General features: G+C 49.8%; 18 protein-coding genes. 13 read left to right on the top strand and 5 right to left on the bottom strand.

Going from position 1 to position 18851, the window contains the following annotated elements:
- Position 1: 1 nt before the first annotated feature.
- Both glgX and glgB read right to left on the bottom strand, forming a co-directional pair.
- Complete coding sequence (gene glgX, locus Q320_RS0114325; RefSeq protein WP_027469574.1) at positions 2–2044, bottom strand: glycogen debranching protein GlgX; 2043 nt, start codon at positions 2042–2044, stop codon at positions 2–4.
- A complete protein-coding gene (glgB, locus tag Q320_RS0114330; RefSeq protein ID WP_035853796.1) occupies positions 2044–4230 on the bottom strand; it encodes a 1,4-alpha-glucan branching protein GlgB in 2187 nt (728 codons plus the stop codon). The genes glgX and glgB overlap by 1 nt, the downstream gene beginning before the upstream one ends.
- A gap of 182 nt (positions 4231–4412) precedes the next feature.
- On the opposite strand from glgB, the gene Q320_RS0114335 reads away from it, so the two are divergent.
- Positions 4413–6044 (top strand): alpha-glucosidase family protein, encoded by a 1632-nt coding sequence (locus Q320_RS0114335; protein ID WP_035853799.1) that lies wholly within the window; start codon positions 4413–4415, stop codon positions 6042–6044.
- A 332-nt stretch (positions 6045–6376) separates the two neighbouring features.
- Here the strand turns inward: Q320_RS0114335 and Q320_RS0114345 are convergent, their stop codons facing one another.
- A complete protein-coding gene (locus tag Q320_RS0114345) occupies positions 6377–6745 on the bottom strand; it encodes a 50S ribosome-binding protein YggL (RefSeq protein ID WP_027469578.1) in 369 nt (122 codons plus the stop codon).
- A gap of 176 nt (positions 6746–6921) precedes the next feature.
- Here Q320_RS0114345 and cysE point away from each other — a divergent pair, with 176 nt between their 5' ends.
- The 10 genes from cysE (at position 6922) to Q320_RS20005 (ending at position 15380) form a co-directional block, all read left to right on the top strand.
- Positions 6922–7680 carry a serine O-acetyltransferase gene (gene cysE / locus Q320_RS0114355; protein ID WP_027469579.1) on the top strand — a complete coding sequence of 253 codons (759 nt, stop codon included), beginning with the start codon at positions 6922–6924 and terminating at the stop codon, positions 7678–7680.
- A 301-nt stretch (positions 7681–7981) separates the two neighbouring features.
- On the top strand, positions 7982–8461 hold the full coding sequence (iscR, locus tag Q320_RS0114360; RefSeq protein ID WP_027469580.1) for a Fe-S cluster assembly transcriptional regulator IscR: 480 nt from the start codon (positions 7982–7984) through the stop codon (positions 8459–8461).
- 53 nt (positions 8462–8514) lie between these two features.
- A complete protein-coding gene (locus Q320_RS0114365) occupies positions 8515–9729 on the top strand; it encodes an IscS subfamily cysteine desulfurase (RefSeq protein ID WP_027469581.1) in 1215 nt (404 codons plus the stop codon).
- Positions 9730–9900: 171 nt separating this feature from the next.
- A complete protein-coding gene (iscU, locus tag Q320_RS0114370; protein ID WP_027469582.1) occupies positions 9901–10284 on the top strand; it encodes a Fe-S cluster assembly scaffold IscU in 384 nt (127 codons plus the stop codon).
- 68 nt (positions 10285–10352) lie between these two features.
- Positions 10353–10676: an iron-sulfur cluster assembly protein IscA gene (gene iscA / locus Q320_RS0114375; protein WP_027469583.1), complete on the top strand. Its 324-nt coding sequence runs from the start codon at positions 10353–10355 to the stop codon at positions 10674–10676.
- An 88-nt stretch (positions 10677–10764) separates the two neighbouring features.
- Positions 10765–11295 carry a Fe-S protein assembly co-chaperone HscB gene (gene hscB / locus Q320_RS0114380; RefSeq protein ID WP_027469584.1) on the top strand — a complete coding sequence of 177 codons (531 nt, stop codon included), beginning with the start codon at positions 10765–10767 and terminating at the stop codon, positions 11293–11295.
- 212 nt (positions 11296–11507) lie between these two features.
- Positions 11508–13364, top strand: a complete 1857-nt coding sequence (hscA, locus tag Q320_RS0114385; protein WP_027469585.1) for a Fe-S protein assembly chaperone HscA — start codon at positions 11508–11510, stop codon at positions 13362–13364.
- Positions 13365–13453: 89 nt separating this feature from the next.
- Entirely contained in the window at positions 13454–13792 is a 339-nt protein-coding gene (gene fdx, locus Q320_RS0114390; RefSeq protein ID WP_027469586.1) for an ISC system 2Fe-2S type ferredoxin, read from the top strand.
- Positions 13793–13892: 100 nt separating this feature from the next.
- Complete coding sequence (gene iscX, locus Q320_RS0114395) at positions 13893–14087, top strand: Fe-S cluster assembly protein IscX (RefSeq protein ID WP_027469587.1); 195 nt, start codon at positions 13893–13895, stop codon at positions 14085–14087.
- Positions 14088–14432: 345 nt separating this feature from the next.
- The gene (locus tag Q320_RS20005) at positions 14433–15380 is read left to right on the top strand and encodes an HD-GYP domain-containing protein (RefSeq protein WP_051534773.1); all 948 of its coding nucleotides are present in this window, start codon (positions 14433–14435) and stop codon (positions 15378–15380) included.
- Between the two features lie 32 nt (positions 15381–15412).
- Here Q320_RS20005 and Q320_RS20010 read toward each other — a convergent pair whose 3' ends face one another.
- Entirely contained in the window at positions 15413–15691 is a 279-nt protein-coding gene (locus Q320_RS20010; protein WP_035853802.1) for a hypothetical protein, read from the bottom strand.
- 95 nt (positions 15692–15786) lie between these two features.
- On the opposite strand from Q320_RS20010, the gene Q320_RS0114410 reads away from it, so the two are divergent.
- Positions 15787–16098 (top strand): DUF2322 family protein, encoded by a 312-nt coding sequence (locus Q320_RS0114410; protein ID WP_027469588.1) that lies wholly within the window; start codon positions 15787–15789, stop codon positions 16096–16098.
- Positions 16099–16161: 63 nt separating this feature from the next.
- Here Q320_RS0114410 and Q320_RS0114415 read toward each other — a convergent pair whose 3' ends face one another.
- A complete protein-coding gene (locus Q320_RS0114415; protein ID WP_035853804.1) occupies positions 16162–17556 on the bottom strand; it encodes a DEAD/DEAH box helicase in 1395 nt (464 codons plus the stop codon).
- A 277-nt stretch (positions 17557–17833) separates the two neighbouring features.
- Here Q320_RS0114415 and prmB point away from each other — a divergent pair, with 277 nt between their 5' ends.
- Positions 17834–18742 carry a 50S ribosomal protein L3 N(5)-glutamine methyltransferase gene (gene prmB / locus Q320_RS0114425; protein ID WP_027469591.1) on the top strand — a complete coding sequence of 303 codons (909 nt, stop codon included), beginning with the start codon at positions 17834–17836 and terminating at the stop codon, positions 18740–18742.
- The last annotated feature ends 109 nt before the right edge of the window (positions 18743–18851 follow it).

The following is an 18851-nucleotide window of genomic DNA, read 5'->3' on the forward strand; positions in this document are numbered from 1 at the left end:
CCTACCCCTGATTTTGATTTAAATCTCTTTGTAATATCGTCACACTACGCGCCGCGACGCGGCAATCTTTACCACTGAAATCCGATTGTGTATCGCCAGTGCTCGCCAAACGCATCAGCCATTGCCCTTCGGGTAAATGAAAATGAATCTGGTGCGCCGATGCATTCATCAGCACCAAGAGATTTTTTGCCAAACACACCATCAGCGCGCGGCCACCGGCGTCCTCCCAATCGTGCGCATGCAGCGGCGCGCCTGAAGGGTTCAGCCATTCCACATCCAAAATATCGTCTTCATCAGGCTGCCCCGTCCACCAACGGCTATTTTGCAGCACTTCACATTCACGGCGAACTTTGATCAATTCGGCCACGTAATCAATCAACTCCTGATTGGCTTGCGGCCAATTGAGCCAAGAAATTTCATTATTTTGGCAATACGCATTGTTATTGCCTTGCTGGGTATGGCCGATTTCATCGCCCGCCAGCAGCATCGGCGTACCTTGGCTAAGCAGCAGCGTCGCCAACATTGCCTTCACCGCGCGTAAACGCAGCAAGTTGATGCCTTCATCATCAGAATGCCCTTCGACACCGCAATTCCAGCTGTGATTGTGACCATGACCATCACGGTTATGCTCTTTATTGGCCAGATTATGTTTATGGTTGTACGACACCAGATCGCGCAAATTGAAACCATCGTGCGCGGTAATAAAATTAATTGACGATTTTGGGCTGCGGCGCTGCTTATTAAACATATCGCTAGAAGCGGCAAAACGGCGGGCAAAAACGGCGCGGCTCACGCCATCGTGCAACCAGAATTTGCGCATTGCATCGCGGTATTGATCGTTCCATTCGGCCCATCCCAAAGGGAAATGCCCGACTTGATAGCCACCAGAGCCAATATCCCAAGGCTCGGCAATCATTTTCACTTGTGACAATTGTGGATCTTGCGCAATCGCAGCAAAGAACGGTGCATGCGAGGTAAACGAGCCGTTCAAACGCCCCATAATCGGTGCTAAATCAAAGCGAAAGCCATCCACATGGCATTCATTCACCCAATACCGCAGACTATCCATCACCATTTGCAAGACGCGCGGATGCGAAACATTCAGCACATTGCCGCAACCCGTCCAGTTTTCATAATGCGCGGGCTGATTTGGGTTGAGCACGTAATAACTTGAATTATCAATCCCACGAAAAGATAGCGTTGGTCCCGTTTCATCTTGCTCAGCGGTGTGATTGAACACCACATCCAGAATGACTTCCAGCCCTGCTCTGTGCAAGGCTTTGACCATATCGCGAAATTCCGACAGCGGCGTCGTACCAGCGCGTTGCGACCAATAACTCGCCTCGGGCGAGAAAAAATTGATCGTGTTGTAACCCCAATAATTTTGCAGACCGAGTTTGATCAAACGCGGCTCGTCCAAATGAAAATGCACCGGCAAGAGTTCAATCGCGCTAATACCCAGTTTTTGGTAATGCGCCAACATCACAGGATGTGCAACGGCAGCGTAAGAGCCACGAATTTCAGCTGGAATGTCTGGATGCAGCTGCGTTAAACCACGCACATGCGCTTCATAAACAATGGTTTTAGTCCAAGACGTATTCGGGGCTTCGTCATCAGCCCAATCATAAGGTTCAGACACCACCTTGCCCTTTAAAGCAACCGAAGTATTATCTTCTACGCTAGGTAAATTATGGTTTTCAAGCTGATACCCAAAGTACAAAGGGCTATCAACAAATTGGCCAACAATTGCTTTGGCGTAGGGATCGAGCAGTACTTTTTTTGGATTAAAGCGTTGCCCAGAATTCGGGCTATACACACCCGCCACACGATAGCCGTACACCAAATCAGGCTCTGCATCGGCCAAATAGCCGTGCCAAATTCCATGCGTAAATTGCGTCATCGCCAAACGGGTGGTTTCAATCAAGCCCGTTGCATCAAACAGGCATAATTCAACCGCGCTGGCATTTTCGCTAAACAAGGCGAAATTAACACCATCGCCATCAAAGGTCGCGCCCAGCGGATACGGCGTGCCTCGCTCTAACATTACGCTTTACTCCAGCGCAGATAAACAGTGGCCAATGGGGGTATTGTCATGCAAATAGAATATAATCTACCCTGTGCGGAAATACCCTCGCTAGGCAGACCGATATTACCAGTATTGCTACCGCCATAATATTCAGAATCACTATTCAGGATTTCGCTGTATAGACCTGCACGTGGCACGCCGAGGCGATAACCGTGGCGCGGTACGGGCGTGAAATTGCTGACAACAATCACAAATTCATCATCGGCTTCGCCTTTGCGAATAAAGCTGAAAATCGAATTTTCACCATCGTCATGGCTAATCCATTCAAAACCGCGATGATCGAAATCGATTTGATACAAGGCAGGATTGGCGCGATAGGTTGTGTTCAAATCTTTCACCAAATGCTGCACGCCACGATGCCAAGGATTATCGCCTTCTAACAAATGCCAATCGAGGCTGGAATCGTGATTCCACTCAGCGCCCTGCGCAAACTCGCAGCCCATAAAGAGTAATTTTTTGCCCGGATGCGCCCACATAAACGCGTAATAGGCGCGCAAATTGGCAAATTTTTGCCATGCATCACCCGGCATTTTATCGAGCAGCGAGCCTTTGCCATGCACCACTTCATCGTGCGACAGCGGCAGCACAAAATTCTCGGTAAACGCATACACCAAACCGAAAGTCATTTTATTGTGATGATATTTACGATTGACTGGATCTTCTTTCATGTACGACAGCGTGTCGTTCATCCAACCCATATTCCATTTATAATGGAAGCCCAAACCGCCCATCGCTGGCGGGCGTGATACCGATGGGAAAGCGGTTGATTCTTCGGCCAGCGTAATCGCCTCAGGGCGCTCTACGCCGACGACTTCATTCATGCGGCGCATAAAATCAATCGCTTCGAGATTCTCGCGGCCACCGAACTGATTCGGAATCCACTCACCGTCTTTGCGCGAATAATCGCGATACAGCATTGAAGCGACGGCATCGACGCGCAGGCCATCAATACCGTAGCGTTCCAGCCAATACAGCGCATTACCAATTAAATAATTACGGACTTCATTGCGGCCAAAATTGTAAATCAGCGTATTCCAATCCTGATGAAAACCCTCGCGCGGATCGCTGTGTTCATACAAATGCGAGCCATCAAATTCGGCCAAACCATGCTTATCACTCGGAAAATGCCCTGGCACCCAATCGAGAATCACGCCGAGACCGTTCGCATGTGCGGCCTCAACAAAGAAACGAAAATCATCAGGGGTACCGAATCGGGATGTAGGAGCATAAAGCCCTAGCGGCTGATACCCCCATGAACCATCAAAGGGGTGTTCATTGACCGGCATTAATTCAATATGGGTAAAACCCATCTCTACGCAATATTGCACCAGTTCATCAGCCAACTCACGGTAAGACAACCAACGATTGCCCTCCTCCGTTCGGCGACGCCATGAAGCCAAATGCACTTCATAAATCGACACGGGCGCATTCAGCGCATTAGCGGCTTTGCGCGTTTGCGTGCCTTCCACCCAAGCGGGTAAACGTGCCACACGCGAGGCGGTTGCTGGGCGCAATTCAGCCGAAAATCCATACGGATCGGCTTTAATTTGCAAGCCACCGTGTTGATCGATAATTTCGTACTTATAACCCTGCCCTTCGACGACATTCGGCAAGAAAATTTCCCAAACGCCACATTCACGACGCAAACGCATCACATGGCGGCGGCCATCCCAGTAATTAAAATCGCCCACCACCGACACGCGCTGCGCATTCGGTGCCCACACCGCAAATGCCACGCCATCGATACCGTCCATAGTCCGAAAATGCGTACCGAGTCGTTCATAAGGGCGCAGTTGATTGCCCTCGGCTAACAGCCACAAATCCATTTCGCCCAGTACCGGAGCAAAACGGTAAGCATCTTCGATTTCAACTGTTTCGGTCGGCCATTCAACGCGCAATCGATAGGCAAAATGATTTTTACGCCGTGGTACGACGGCGGCAAAAAAACCACGCTCGTCGACCAGCTCGAAATCGGCCAATTTTTTGCCCGTTTTCGCTTCAATTAAGCTACATTGCGCTGCATCTGGCAGCCAAGCCCGAACTTGCAACGCACCATCAACTAAGTGCATACCAAGGAAAGAAAACGGATCAGAATGCTGCCCAGCGCAAACGGCTGATACTTGTACAAAATCAAGCAAAATCATTCTTACCTCGTTGTTCGGTTGGTTTCTTGGCAATATTTATTTATAGTCAAAGCGACAGGAAGTGCTGGGTTTGCAGTGCACAAGAATCTTATGCGTTTCAAACAGGCGCACGCAAGTCTCGCCGTAACTAAACCCCCTCTTCGCCGTAAATTTACACACTTTCTTGCAAGGAAAAGCTGACAATGGCCAAAAAGAATCCCGATTGGTGGCGCGGCGCGGTGATTTATCAAATCTACCCACGAAGCTTTAAGGATAGCAATGGCGACGGCGTTGGCGACTTGCGCGGCATAATTCAGTCTATGCTTTACTTACAATCGCTCAATGTGGATGCCTTGTGGATTTCGCCCTTTTTCAAATCGCCAATGGCCGACTTTGGTTACGATGTTAGTGATTATCGCCAAGTTGATCCGCTGTTTGGCACGCTAGATGATTTTGATGAGCTGCTCAAAGTCGCGCACAAAGCCAAACTCAAAATCATTATCGATCAAGTGCTCTCGCACACTTCAGATCAACACGCATGGTTTAAAGAAAGCCGTAGCTCGCGGGACAACGCAAAAGCCGATTGGTACGTTTGGGCTGATCCACAAGCCGACGGTACGCCACCGAATAATTGGCTATCGGTGTTTGGCGGCAGCGCATGGCAGTGGGATAGCCGCCGTTGCCAGTACTATATGCACAATTTTTTAACCAGCCAGCCGGACTTAAACTTCCACAGCAAAGCGGTGCAAAAGGCAATTTTGGGTGAGATTGAATTTTGGCTAGAACGCGGCGTGGATGGTTTCCGCTTTGACGCCTGTATTTTCCATTTTCACGACAAATTGTTGCGCAGCAACCCCGCAGCGCTGGTCGCCGACACCACCAGCGTTTCAGCCAGCAATCCCTACGGCATGCAGCAACATCTGTACGATAAATCGCAGCCCGAAAACATTAAATTTCTGCAAAAACTGCGCAAGCTGTTGAACAAATACAAAGCGGCCAGCATCGGCGAAATTGGCGACGACGATTCACCGAGCCGCATTGCCGAATACACCGAAGGCGGCGATAAATTCCATCAGGCTTATAGCTTTGATTTACTCACCGAAACTTTCAGCGCTACGCATATCCGCAAGATCGTCGAAACAATGGAAAGTAAATTTGCCGTACTCGAAAAACCGGGCTGGACTTGCTGGTCGATTGGCAATCACGATGTACCGCGTGTAGCAACACGTTGGGGCAAAGGGCAAGGCGGTGTGCAATTTTCTAAGTTGATGATGGCGCTACAAGGCAGCTTACGCGGCTCGATTTGCCTGTATCAAGGCGATGAACTCGGCCTCACTGAAGCCGAAATTCCATTTGAATTGCTACAAGACCCGTACGGCATTACATTTTGGCCTGAATTCAAAGGCCGCGACGGCTGCCGCACGCCGATGCCATGGCAAACTGGCGCAGCGCACGCAGGATTTAGCAGCAGCCAGCCTTGGTTGCCAGTTCCGTCTGAGCACGCCCTAGCCGCCGTCGATACGCAAGAAAAACCACGCGAATCGATCCTTAATTTCAGCCGCCGTTTTTTAGCATGGCGGCGCAAACAAGCGGTGTTGATCAGCGGCGATATTCAATTTTTAGCCGCGCCAGAACCCGTGTTGCTATTTAAACGCAGCAATGGCACGGAACAAGTGCTGGTCGCTTTCAACCTCAGCGATCAAACCCACACCATCCCACTCCCCAAAGGCTGGGAAAAAATCACCGCAATGGACGGACATGGCCTAATGGGCGGCGCAGTGGATAAAAAGCAGATTGTACTCAAACCTTGGGGTGGATATTTCGGGCAGATTTGAGTCAATAATAAGTGTATATAATGCCAGCCATTATTTATAAATCGCTGGCGCTGCATACCATCAATAACCAAGGCGACATTCAAATTTGGTGTTGATGCTGTGCCGCGATGGCTGGGCTGGGGCTTAAACCTCCCGTCCAAGCACACCGAGCACAAAGAAAGACAAACAGCTTTATCGTTTGGAACTGTTTTGAAGGCCACGCGAGGGAACCGCGGAGCGGGGTGCGCCTCGGGGCGCCTTTCTTTGCTTCTTTCTTTGGCGACGCAAAGAAAGAAGTCCCCGTCGCGGATTGCGACTCCAAAACACGTGCCGCAGGCACTTAAATTAAGTGCTTAGCCCCAACCATACCAAGCATCATCCAGCTCGGCTTCGCAAGTCGCCACTTGTGGCTGCGCGAGCAAAGCGCTGCGGATTTCGGCTAGCAATTCTGGCGTTAGCGATGCAAAGTCACTGACAATCATCAATTCAGCGACGCTGACTGGCGCTTCGTCCGCCCCGCCGGTCATCGATAATTCGCGCTCCGCCAGCCATTGATGCAAATCATCCGCCCACAGCGCGAAATCAGTTTCCGACAATGGCGCAGCAAAACCCACTTTCACCACCGCCAGCCATTCTTGGAATTCTGCCAAATACAGCTTTTTACGTTGCCGACGATTTAAGCTTTGCACCCAGCGTTTAGACGGTTGTTTATCGATTCTCACGGTTTAATTCCTCAGTATTTAAAATGCATTTCACTGCATAACTCGGCAATAAAATCAGCCGCAGCGCTGCGGCAAGTGTACACGCTTCGTCAAACGAGCCAGCAAGCTCGCCTCCCTTTTGCATGAAAAACCGAGTAAAATACTCAGTCTTTCTGCCTCAACCAAGCTTGACCATTATGCTAGCCCGTTTGCGTGAAAATATCCGCGTGGTTTTTGACCGCGATCCTGCTGCCCGCTCGACGCTGGAAGTCGTGACCTGCTATCCCGGTTTTCATGCGCTCACTTTGCATATCGTTGCGCACGGTTTATGGCTGCGTGATTGGAAATTACTTGCACGTATGCTCTCGCACGCCACGCGCTTCTTGACCGGCATCGAGATACACCCCGGTGCAACAATAGGCCGCCGCGTGTTTATCGATCATGGCATGGGAACCGTCATTGGCGAACACGCCGTTATCGGTGACGAATGCTCACTGTATCAAGGCATTACCTTAGGTGGCCTCGGTTTAGCGTCAAAGCCAGGCAAACGCCACCCCACCTTAGGCAAAGGCGTCGTCATTGGTGCGGGTGCAAAAATCATTGGCCCAATCGAAATTGGTGACGAAGCCAAAATTGGCCCTAATGCCGTGGTCATTAAAGATGTCCCTGCGGGCGCCACAATGGTCGCCAATTTAGCGCGTATGGTAGATAAATCAGTCGACCAACGACGCATCGAAAAAGCCGAGCAACTCGGCTTTTCGGCTTACGGCGTTGGCGCGGATATGAATGATCCAATGGTCAAAGCAATTCACGGTCTGCTCGATCATTCGGTGACAACCGATAAACGCCTAGAACTCGTGTTGCAAAGACTGGAAGCGCTGGGCGTTGATTGCGCCGAAGAGCGCGCCACTGCGGATAAGTTTGATCCAACGTATTTAAATCAAATCGTCGATTAAGCAATCCAAAAACCTCGGATCACGAAAAACATGCCCCGCAGGAAATCGCCTTGGGGTACGAAAGTAACATCGAAAAAATGCCGAACTCAAATTCAAACTTGAGTGCTAATTCATAATCTCAAGCCAGCCAAAGCGGCAATTTATTCGCCTTTTTTTGCCTTATTTTCGTATCTTTCGTGATCTGTTTTTGCCCTTCTCAGAGAACAACATACCCGACTAAAACAGTCGGGATTATACTTGACTAATTTAGTCGGGATTTGATACCATCGAGGTATAAAAACTAAATCAGCAAGGATCTCCTATGCGCTTGACCACCAAAGGCCGCTTCGCCGTCACTGCGATGCTGGATCTGGCATTACGCCAAGCCGGTGGTCCTGTCACGTTAGCGGGGATTAGCGAACGGCAGCATATTTCGCTGTCGTATTTAGAGCAATTATTCGGCAAATTACGCCGTCGTGAGTTGGTAGAAAGCGTTCGTGGTCCTGGTGGCGGTTATTGCCTCGCTCGCCCTGCTGGTGAAATTAATGTAGCCGATATTATCCAAGCCGTTGACGAACCGATCGATGCGACGCAATGCGGCGGCAAAGAAAACTGCCGCGACGAAGGTCGCTGTATGACCCACGATTTGTGGAGCGATCTGAGCACAACGATTCATGATTATCTGTCGAATATTACACTGGGTCAGCTGATCGAAAAGCAGCAAAATAAACTCAAGCGCTGCACTGAAAAGCCCGGCGTTTTGCAAGATAAACGCCCTAACAGCATTGCCAGCCACAGATAAAATATACAAATATACGGGCCAAGCCCATCGATTTTGAAATTGGAGCAAGACGAATGAATCCAAAACATCCAATCTATCTTGATTACTCAGCAACGACGCCAGTAGATCCGCGCGTTGCGGCCAAGATGATCCCTTACCTCACTGAAATGTTTGGCAATCCAGCCAGCCGTTCGCACCCGTATGGCTGGGAATCGGAAGCTGCGGTTGAAGACGCGCGTGAAGAAGTGGCGAAATTGGTGAATTGCGATCCAAAAGAAATCGTCTGGACTTCGGGTGCAACCGAATCAAATAACTTGGCGATCAAAGGTGCGGCGCACTTTTATCAAACCAAGGGCAAGCACATTATTACAGTGAAAACTGAGCACAAAGCCGTGCTCGACACCGTACGTGAACTGGAACGCGAAGGTTTTGAAGCAACTTATCTCGACGTGCAAGACAATGGTCTGATCGATTTGGCAGTGCTAAAAGCCGCCATTCGCCCAGACACGATTTTGATCTCGGTGATGTCAGTCAATAACGAAATCGGCGTGATCCAAGACATCGCGACGATCGGCGAAATCTGCCGCGAACGTGGCATTGTGTTCCATGTGGATAGTGCGCAAGCGACGGGTAAAATCGAAATTGATTTGGCTACATTGAAAGTGGATTTGATGAGCTTCTCGGCGCACAAAACCTATGGACCCAAAGGTATTGGTGCTTTGTACGTACGCCGCAAACCACGTATCCGTTTGGAAGCACAAATGCACGGTGGTGGTCATGAGCGTGGTTTCCGCTCTGGCACTTTGGCGACGCACCAAATCGCTGGCATGGGCGAAGCATTCAAAATCGCCCGTGAAGATATGGTCGAAGAAAACAAACGTATCGGCGCGCTGCGTGATCGTTTGTGGAATGGCCTTAAAGAAATCGAAGAAACGCATTTGAACGGCGATATGGAGCAACGCGTACCGCATAATTTGAACGTGAGTTTCAATTATGTTGAAGGCGAATCACTGATTATGGCGCTCAAAGATTTGGCAGTATCGTCAGGCTCTGCCTGTACTTCTGCCTCGCTAGAGCCATCGTATGTATTGCGCGCACTGGGTCGTTCAGACGAATTGGCGCACAGCTCGATTCGTTTCACGATTGGCCGCTTTACCACAGAAGCTGAAATCGATCACACGATTGCATTGTGCAAAGCGAAGATCGGCAAGCTGCGTGAATTGTCGCCATTGTGGGATATGTTCAAGGAAGGCATCGATATCAGTACCATCGAATGGTCTGCCCATTGATTTTTCGCGGCTCGTTGCGCTACTCGGCGTTATAAAACCGCTAGTTTACATGCGTAAACGGCGCGGCTTTATGCCTTGATTAGCACAACGATCCATCGAAAATCAGCGAACTGATTTAATTTTTGCAAACACTAGCATTCGCAAATAACTAGATAAATAGAGGCACACAAAATGGCATATAGCGAACAAGTACTCGACCACTATGAAAACCCGCGTAATGTGGGTGCGTTTGATAAAGGCGACGATACCGTAGGTACGGGTATGGTTGGCGCACCAGCCTGTGGCGACGTGATGAAATTGCAGATTAAAGTCGGTGCTGATGGCCTGATTACTGATGCAAAATTCAAAACTTATGGCTGTGGCTCGGCCATTGCTTCTTCATCACTCGTGACTGAGTGGGTAAAAGGCAAAACGCTAGATCAAGCTTTGGCGATCAAAAACACGCACATCGCTGAAGAACTCGCTTTGCCACCTGTAAAAATCCATTGCTCGATTTTGGCGGAAGATGCGATCAAAGCGGCAGTTGAAGATTACAAACAAAAGCACGGCAATTAATTATCAGGGTATTGCTCTCTAGCAATTATTCAACAACGGCCATAGGTCAATACCCCAATGGAGTTTATATGTCATTGACACTCAGCGAAGCGGCAGCGAATCACGTTGCCAATTTCATCAAAAAGCGCGGCAAAGGCCTTGGCATTCGCTTGGCAGTGAAAACCTCTGGCTGCTCAGGCATGGCGTACAAGCTCGAATTTGTCGACGTTGAAAGCGATACTGACTTGGTATTTGAAAGCTTTGGTGCCAAAATCTTTACCGATGCCAAATCGTTGGCTTATCTCGACGGCACCGAACTGGACTACACCAAAGAAGGCCTGAACGAAGGGTTTAAGTTTAATAATCCCAACGTCAAAAATGAATGCGGCTGCGGCGAAAGCTTTGGCGTCTGACCGTGAGGTGTAAGTGTGAGGCGTGAGGTGAAAACCTTGCCTCGCTACGCTTCACACCGATCCCCTCACTTCTCACACTGCATAGCCCATGATTAATTTCGCTCAATCCCATTTCGACCTATTTGCGCTGCCAACGACTTTTGCGCTCGATGCCAAACTGCTCGATGCCCGCTACCGTGAACACGTCGCCCAATACCATCCCGACCGTTTTGCCACAGCCTCTGATGCCGATCGTCGCCTTAGCCTGCAAGCCACCACGCACATCAACGAAGCGTATCAGACCTTAAAATCAGGCCTCGCGCGTGGACGCTATTTGCTTAAATTGGCAGGCGTCGACACGCAAGAAGAAACCAATACGGCGATGCCGATGGACTTTTTGATGGCGCAAATGGAATGGCGCGAAGGGATTGCGGAAGCGAAAGCCAGCCAAAATATCGAAGCACTAGAAAATCTCGCCAGCGAAATGCACGCCGAAATCCAAGCGCTAGAAAGTAAGCTCGCCACACAAATCGACGTGCAACAAGATTTCAGCAGCGCAGCAGTCAGCGTTCGCAAACTGCGGTTTATGGAAAAGCTAGAGCAAGAAATTGGTGATGCGATTGAAGCGGTGATGTATTAAGTATTGGAACTCGTAGGGTGGGCTTTAGCCCACCGAGCTACAATATTGGTGGGCTAAAGCCCACCCTACGCCGCTACGCTGTTCTAATCTCCGCCACGTTGACGGCGCTCAACCCGCTCTAAAAATTAGAAGGGTATATACCTAAAGCCATTTAATACCAATAGCTTCAGGCATATACCTTATAAAATTTATTATTATTAGGATTTAAGCCAATGGCTTTGTTGCAAATCTCCGAACCCGGCCTTTCTGCCGCACCGCATCAACACCGCCTTGCGGTGGGGATAGACTTGGGTACGACCAATTCCTTGGTGGCGACGGTCAAAAGCGGTAGCGCCGCCTGTTTGCCCGACCATGATGGCAGAACCTTGCTGCCCTCCGTGGTGCATTACGGCATGGATGGCGATATTTTGATTGGCCACACGGCACAGCAAAAGCAAAATGAAGATCCAAGCAATACGCTAGTTTCGGTGAAACGCTTTATGGGTCGGGGCATCAATGACATCGCTGATTTAGCCACACCATATCGCTTTGTTGATGAGCCGGGCATGCTCAAAATCGTTACGCGTGCGGGGATTAAAAGTCCGGTTGAAGTGTCGAGCGAAATCCTCAAAAACCTCAAAGCCCGCGCCGAAGAAAGCCTCGGCGGCGAGCTGGTTGGCGCGGTGATTACTGTTCCGGCGTATTTTGACGACGCGCAACGCCAAGCCACCAAAGACGCGGCGACGCTCGCTGGCCTGAATGTCCTGCGTTTATTGAATGAACCGACGGCCGCTGCGATTGCCTATGGTCTGGACAACAGTTCGGAAGGCACCTACGTCATTTACGATTTGGGCGGCGGTACGTTCGACGTATCGATTCTGGAATTAACACGCGGCGTATTTGAAGTTCGCGCCACATCGGGCGATTCGCAGCTCGGTGGCGATGATTTTGACCACCGTATTTATTGCTGGATTCTAGAGCAAGCCGATATTCACGGCCCAAATCCCAACGACACACGCCTACTCCTGACGCGCGCGCGCGAAGCCAAAGAAGCACTCACCGATCATCTCAGCACCCAAATTACCGCCGTATTATCCGACGGTGCGATTGTTGATTTAACGCTCACCGCCGAGCAGTTCCACACGATGACCGCGCATCAAATCAGCAAAACGCTGCTGCCGGTCAAAAAAGCGCTGCGCGATGCCAAGCTGAAAATTGAAGACGTAAAAGGCGTGGTACTGGTTGGCGGCGCGACGCGCATGCCGCATGTACGCAAAGCGGTGCGCGAACTCTTCGGTCAAGAGCCGCTGACCAATCTCGACCCCGATAAAGTCGTGGCGATTGGCGCAGCGATTCAGGCCAATGTGCTCGCTGGCAATAAAGGTGACGACGAATGGTTGTTGCTGGATGTGATTCCACTCTCGCTCGGCCTAGAAACGATGGGTGGCTTGGTCGAAAAAGTCATTCCACGCAATAGCACGATTCCGACCGCGCGCGCGCAAGAGTTCACGACGTTTAAAGACGGCCAAACCGCGATGGCGATTCATGTACTGCAAGGCGAGCGCGAGCTGGTTACCGATTGCCGTAGCTTGGCGCGGTTCGAGTTACGCGGCATTCCACCGATGGTCGCTGGCGCAGCACGAATTCGCGTGACCTTCCAAGTCGATGCGGATGGTCTGCTGTCGGTTTCAGCGCGTGAGCAATCCACCGGCATCGAAGCCAGCATTGCAGTGAAACCGTCGTATGGCCTCGCCGACGATGAAATCGCGCGAATGCTGACTGAATCGATGACGCACGCGCAAGTCGACGTGCAAGCGCGCAAACTCGCCGAAGCACGCGTTGAAGCAGAAAGCATTGTCACAGCCGTGCTGGTGGCGCTCGATACTGACGGGCATTTGCTCGATGCGAGCGAGCGCACGCCGATTGATGCGGCGATTAGCGAATTACACGCAGCATCAAGCAGCAATGATGCGAATGCGATTATTGCCGCGACCGAAGCGCTGAACGCTGCTACCGATGAATTTGCCAGCCGCCGGATGAATGCCGCCGTTAAGCGTGGTTTGGCTGGCCATAAAATTACTGAAATTTAACGATCAAATCGGCCTTGCGATAGAGAAAATACTGCCGTAAAACGCGGCGAGGCTGGCTACAAAATGACTGAGATTTAAGGATTATTTGCATGACACAAATTGTAGTTTTACCGCACCCTACCCTCTGTCCTGATGGCGCAGTGTTGGACGTTGAGCCTGGCACCACCATTTGCGATGCGCTGCTCGCCAATGACATTGAAATTGAGCATGCCTGTGAAAAATCCTGCGCCTGCACCACTTGCCACGTCTTGGTGCGCGAAGGTTTAGCGAGCTTGAATGAAGCCGATGAGCTAGAAGAAGATCAGCTGGATAAAGCCTGGGGCTTAGAAGCCTGCTCACGTTTATCGTGCCAAGCTGAAGTGGCGAATGTTGAACTCGTTGTTGAGCTGCCAAAATACACCATCAATCACGCGCGCGAACATCATTAATATAAGGCAATAGGCAGATCAACCCTGCCTTGTATAGGTATATCCATACAGCGCTTAGTTAATAATGCCTACAGCTAAATACCCATCAGGAGAACAAGTCATGAAATGGACCGATAGCCGCGAAATCGCAATTGAATTATCAGAGAAATATCCTGACGTTGATCCGACCAAGCTGCACTTTGTCGAGCTACGCGATTGGGTTTTGGCGCTAGATGGATTTGATGACGATCCAAAGCATTGCGGCGAAAAAATTCTTGAAGCGATTCAATTGATGTGGATGGATGAGGCTGAATAAATCATTCCAATCGACTGAAAAAATTCTCGAAGAGATGGAAATGATATGGATGGGTGAAGCCGAATAATTCATATCGAATCTAGAAGAAATGAAGATGATGTGGATCGATGAAGCGGAGTAAATCGCTTCAACCGGCTCAAAAAACCACACATTTTCGCACTCACTATCCAGCAATTCGCGCGGTAATTGCAGCGACTAGCCAACAAAAAAATCGAATACAGTAAGCTTAAAACCATAAAGTCAGCGTCGTTATTTACGCTGACTTTATCGCATCAGCTGAACCCCTCATTTCGCCGCACATTAGAATCCGCTAAACTGATCTTTTGTCGCAATTCGGCGCTCTTCATGCCTCAAACTCATTTATCTGCCGCCCAACATTTACTCAGCGCTCGGCAGCAACTCGCGCCGCTCTTGGCACTTGAGCCCAGTGAACACAGCTTGGTGATGCAAGTCGCCGAACTGGTGCAGCATATTTATTCCAGTTGCGAAAAAAATGCCAACGTCGCATTAGCAATGATTCAACTCGATACCGATGCACCCTATGCTGTTCGCCATGCCGTCAATGTTGCCGTTGTCGTCAATTTAGCGTTGCAAAATCTAGGGCTATCGGAAGGCGAGCGCTGGCATTTTGTCGCTGCAGCGCTGACGATGAATATTGGTATGTATGAGTTGCAAAATGAACTAGCGCAGCAAAGCAGCGCGCTGAACGATGAGCAAAAAGCTCAAATTCGCCAGCACCCCGCCGTAGGACGTGAGCTTTTACGCAATGCGGGCGTGGCCGATGCGATTTGGCTGGAATGCGTGTCGCAACATCACGAAGCGCCCGATGGCAGCGGCTATCCACTCCAACTGGCTGGCGATGATATTTTATTTGGTGCGCGTCTAATTGGTATTGCTGATCGCTATTGCGCGTTGTTGTCGAACACGACCTATCGCAGCAGCCAATCAGCCGATCTAGCTCTGCAAACCTCGCTCAAGAGTGAAGGCGGTAGCGTGGATGAAAAACTGGTGAACTTATTCAGCCAGACTATCGGCAGCTACCCACCAGGCTCGGTGGTGGCGCTCAAGAATGGCGAATGCGGTGTCGTGATGAAATACGATAGACAATCGGGCGCACCGCAGGTGTTAGCGCTCTTCACGGCAAACGATCAGCTCTATGATCATCCCCTAAAACGCAACTGCCTATTGCCTGAATTTGAAATTCAAAAAGTGCTCGATAACCGAATCATCGCGGGCGCAATGCCGTTGGCGTTTATTTGGGGGAAAGACGCCAATAAAAATGGACCCGTTTAGAGTCCATTTAAATTCAAGCACACAATGAAGCGTTATTTTGTCGCTGGCGCTGAAGCACGATTGGCGCGCATTTCGGCATGTTTTGCGCGCATTTGTTTATGCCAGGCTTTGCGTTCTTCTAAAGACACTACGCCGTCATTATTCGTGTCCATTTTATTAAAATGTGTTTCAGCTAATTTCAAAAATTCAGCCTTGGTGATATCGCCTTTCGGCATACCTTCCATACCGTGCATACCACCCGATCCCGCAAATGCAGCTGGACTTACCGCTAAAACAATCGCCAATGCAGCTGCTTTTAGATTGAGATTCATTTTAATTCTCCGATCTGCAAACTACACCCTGTAGTTTGTTCTGTGTGATATAACGTCGCAATCCATAAACTGGTTGACACCGCAAAGGTAAGAAGATGAATTTCGCAGAACAACTCGCAACATTAGCAACGATTGATCATTTAGCCGCGCTCGAATTACTCGACGGCGATACCGTCATCGCCCGCATTGAAAACAAGCCCGGCCAAGCCGGTAGCGTTCGCGTGTATCACGCGCTATTTCAAGAGTTTGGCGCAGTTGATGCGCTGGCCGCACAAAAAGGTTTACGCATTTATGCAGAGCACACGGCAGATGCGATCAGCTTTCCGGGCAAACATCCAAACATTGACCGCCTGATCGAGATTGCTGCTCAAAACCAAGCTTTAGCAGTACGTTTGATTGCAGCCTAAGCTGCAAGCCGTCAATTTAAGCCAAAAAAATGGACTCCATGGAGTCCATTTTTTAATTCAAGTTCAATTTTGGCCTTGTGCTTTATTACGTTGCGGCGGCTGGAATAGCGCGGCGATTTGCGGAGGGCGTTTTGGCAATTTAGGTAAATTGCTTGGGAACGCCGGCACATCGCTGGCATCGCGTTGTGCGCGCGATGGCATCCGCTCTAGCTGCTTGTACTCTTTTACGCCTTTGTCGGTCGTTGGATCGACATGATGGCGGCGCTCGGCGCGCGGTGGACGTTCACGCTCGTCGATCACTTGGATCGTACCCGGCGAGAAGCCATGCACTGGAATCAAAGGCATTTCACGATTGAGTAGCTTTTTGATGCCCTCATAAGCTTTGCCTTCTTCGGGCGCGACCAATGAAATAGCCACACCCGTTGCGCCTGCACGGCCAGTACGGCCAATACGATGCACGTAGTCTTCAGCATTAGTCGGCAATTCATAATTCACCACGTACGGCAAATCAGAAATATCCAAACCACGCGCGGCCACGTCAGTGGCAACCAGCACTTGCGTTTCACCGGCTTTAAACTTGGTTAGCGCTTCAGTACGCGCACGTTGATCTCGGTCGCCATGAATTGCTTCGCAATTAAAGCCTGCGCGTTTCAAATCACGCGCCACTTGATCGGCACCGATTTTCGTACGGCAAAACACAATCACTTGCGTCATTTGATATACACGAATCAGATGCGCCAGCAAAGCGCGTTTGCGGGCAGTTTCTACCGGATGCAATTCTTGCTTCACCGATTCATTGGCTGAGTTTTGGCGTGAAATTTCAATTTTCACTGGCTCATGCATAAATTGCTTAGATAGCTTGATAATTTCTGGCGCAAACGTCGCCGAGAACAATAGCGTTTGCTTGCGACTAGTACACAGGTTGAAAATATTTTGAATATCTAAAATGAAACCCATATCGAGCATCCGATCGGCTTCATCCAAGACTAAGATTTCAACTTGCGATAAATTAATTGATTTTTGCTGGATGTGATCGAGCAAACGGCCTGGCGTGGCGACCAAAATTTCGATCCCTTCACGCAGCGCTGGGATTTGCGCTTTCACATCGACGCCGCCATACACCACATGGCTACGCAGACCCGTACCCTTGCTGTAGGTGGCGACGTTGGCATACACCTGATCGGCCAATTCACGCGTTGGCGTGAGAATCAAAGCGCGGATCGGATGGCGCGCTGGAGACGCACTGTGATTGGCATGACGGATAATTCGCGTCAAAATCGGCAAAGTAAACGCGGCGGTCTTACCCGTACCGGTTTGCGCCGCGCCCAATACGTCTTTGCCTTCAAGAATGACTGGGATAGCTTCTGCTTGGATCGCAGTCGGGGTTTCATAGCCTTGTTCAACGACCGCCTTCAATACTTCAGGCGCCAAGCCTAACGATGCAAATGTGATACCCATTACGCTCCAATACTACAGAAAAACTAAAGGCAGCACTTTACACTAAATAGGGCTTTATGCCTACCCAAGGCTCAGCTCAAGCCATACGATGTGCATTAAAATGTAGATTAAAACCAATGATTTAAGCGCTTTTGCATTCACGCCGTATCTAACAGCCTTCCTCATACAAAAAATCAGCAGCTGCTGCGCCAGAAAACAAATTTCGACCAAAATCAATGCAAGCGCGAGCAATCGCAGTAAACTAGCGGCTCTCACCAATCCCCTCTTTGGAGCCACCATGTACGATATCGCCCGTGAACATTTGCGCACAGTGCGTGATCTGCACCGCTTTGCCGTCAGCCGTTTTAATACCGCTGAATTATTTTATGGTCACGGCACCACTGAAGCGTGGGATGAAGCCGCTTATTTGATTTTAGCCACGCTCAAATTACCGATTGATCGCCTTGAACCGGTATTTGACGCGCATTTGCTGCCCGAAGAAATCGCCCAAGTGCTCGACATTATTCAAGAGCGTGTGGTCACGCGAAAACCCGCAGCTTATTTAACCAAAGAAGCCTATCTGGGTGAGTTTAAGTTTTATGTCGATGAGCGCGTCATCGTACCGCGCTCGTTTATTGCTGAAATCTTGTTCAACGACGGCCTAGAGCCTTATGTTGAGCACCCAGAACTAATCCACCGTGCGCTGGATATGTGCACGGGTTCGGGCTGCTTAGCGATTTTGATGGCTCAAGCTTTCCCAGATGCCGCAATTGATGCGATTGATTTATCCCCGGATGCGCTGGATGTCGCTGAGTTGAATATCACCGAATACAGTTTGGGCGATCGGATTGACTTGATGGATTCGGATTTATTCGAAGCCATTCCGGATGAAACCTACGATCTGATTATTTCGAATCCGCCGTATGTGGATGCACACAGTGTGGAAGAGCTACCACCCGAATATCTACACGAACCTGAAATGGCGCTCGGTAGCGGCGAAGATGGCCTCGATATCACGCGCCGTATTCTGACTGAAGCCACCAAACACTTGAATCCACGCGGTGTCTTGGTGGTTGAAATCGGTCACAATCGCGATGAACTTGAAGCCGACTACCCAATGCTGCCGTTTGTTTGGTTATCGACCGAATCTGGCGATGGCTTTGTGTTCTTGCTGACACGCGAAATGCTGGTTGAAGCGGGCTTGTAAAACGGTCTGACTCAAATAGTAAAACGCAGCAAATAAGGGTATATCCATCTGGCCTATAAATTTAAATGGCCAGGTAGATATACCCTTTATCATTCCACTGAGTAATTCA

The organism is Deefgea rivuli DSM 18356 (genome assembly GCF_000620145.1).
Lineage (GTDB): Bacteria > Pseudomonadota > Gammaproteobacteria > Burkholderiales > Chitinibacteraceae > Deefgea > Deefgea rivuli.

What these genes read in the sequence shown, in the direction of transcription:
- glgX (WP_027469574.1), bottom strand. Translation starts at nt 2,044, where the DNA reads ATGTTAGAGCGAGGCACGCCGTATCCGCTGGGCGCGACCTTTGATGGC.
- glgB (WP_035853796.1), bottom strand. Translation starts at nt 4,230, where the DNA reads ATGATTTTGCTTGATTTTGTACAAGTATCAGCCGTTTGCGCTGGGCAG.
- Q320_RS0114335 (WP_035853799.1), top strand. Translation starts at nt 4,413, where the DNA reads ATGGCCAAAAAGAATCCCGATTGGTGGCGCGGCGCGGTGATTTATCAA.
- cysE (WP_027469579.1), top strand. Translation starts at nt 6,922, where the DNA reads ATGCTAGCCCGTTTGCGTGAAAATATCCGCGTGGTTTTTGACCGCGAT.
- iscR (WP_027469580.1), top strand. Translation starts at nt 7,982, where the DNA reads ATGCGCTTGACCACCAAAGGCCGCTTCGCCGTCACTGCGATGCTGGAT.
- Q320_RS0114365 (WP_027469581.1), top strand. Translation starts at nt 8,515, where the DNA reads ATGAATCCAAAACATCCAATCTATCTTGATTACTCAGCAACGACGCCA.
- iscU (WP_027469582.1), top strand. Translation starts at nt 9,901, where the DNA reads ATGGCATATAGCGAACAAGTACTCGACCACTATGAAAACCCGCGTAAT.
- iscA (WP_027469583.1), top strand. Translation starts at nt 10,353, where the DNA reads ATGTCATTGACACTCAGCGAAGCGGCAGCGAATCACGTTGCCAATTTC.
- hscB (WP_027469584.1), top strand. Translation starts at nt 10,765, where the DNA reads ATGATTAATTTCGCTCAATCCCATTTCGACCTATTTGCGCTGCCAACG.
- hscA (WP_027469585.1), top strand. Translation starts at nt 11,508, where the DNA reads ATGGCTTTGTTGCAAATCTCCGAACCCGGCCTTTCTGCCGCACCGCAT.
- fdx (WP_027469586.1), top strand. Translation starts at nt 13,454, where the DNA reads ATGACACAAATTGTAGTTTTACCGCACCCTACCCTCTGTCCTGATGGC.
- iscX (WP_027469587.1), top strand. Translation starts at nt 13,893, where the DNA reads ATGAAATGGACCGATAGCCGCGAAATCGCAATTGAATTATCAGAGAAA.
- Q320_RS20005 (WP_051534773.1), top strand. Translation starts at nt 14,433, where the DNA reads ATGCCTCAAACTCATTTATCTGCCGCCCAACATTTACTCAGCGCTCGG.
- Q320_RS20010 (WP_035853802.1), bottom strand. Translation starts at nt 15,691, where the DNA reads ATGAATCTCAATCTAAAAGCAGCTGCATTGGCGATTGTTTTAGCGGTA.
- Q320_RS0114410 (WP_027469588.1), top strand. Translation starts at nt 15,787, where the DNA reads ATGAATTTCGCAGAACAACTCGCAACATTAGCAACGATTGATCATTTA.
- Q320_RS0114415 (WP_035853804.1), bottom strand. Translation starts at nt 17,556, where the DNA reads ATGGGTATCACATTTGCATCGTTAGGCTTGGCGCCTGAAGTATTGAAG.
- prmB (WP_027469591.1), top strand. Translation starts at nt 17,834, where the DNA reads ATGTACGATATCGCCCGTGAACATTTGCGCACAGTGCGTGATCTGCAC.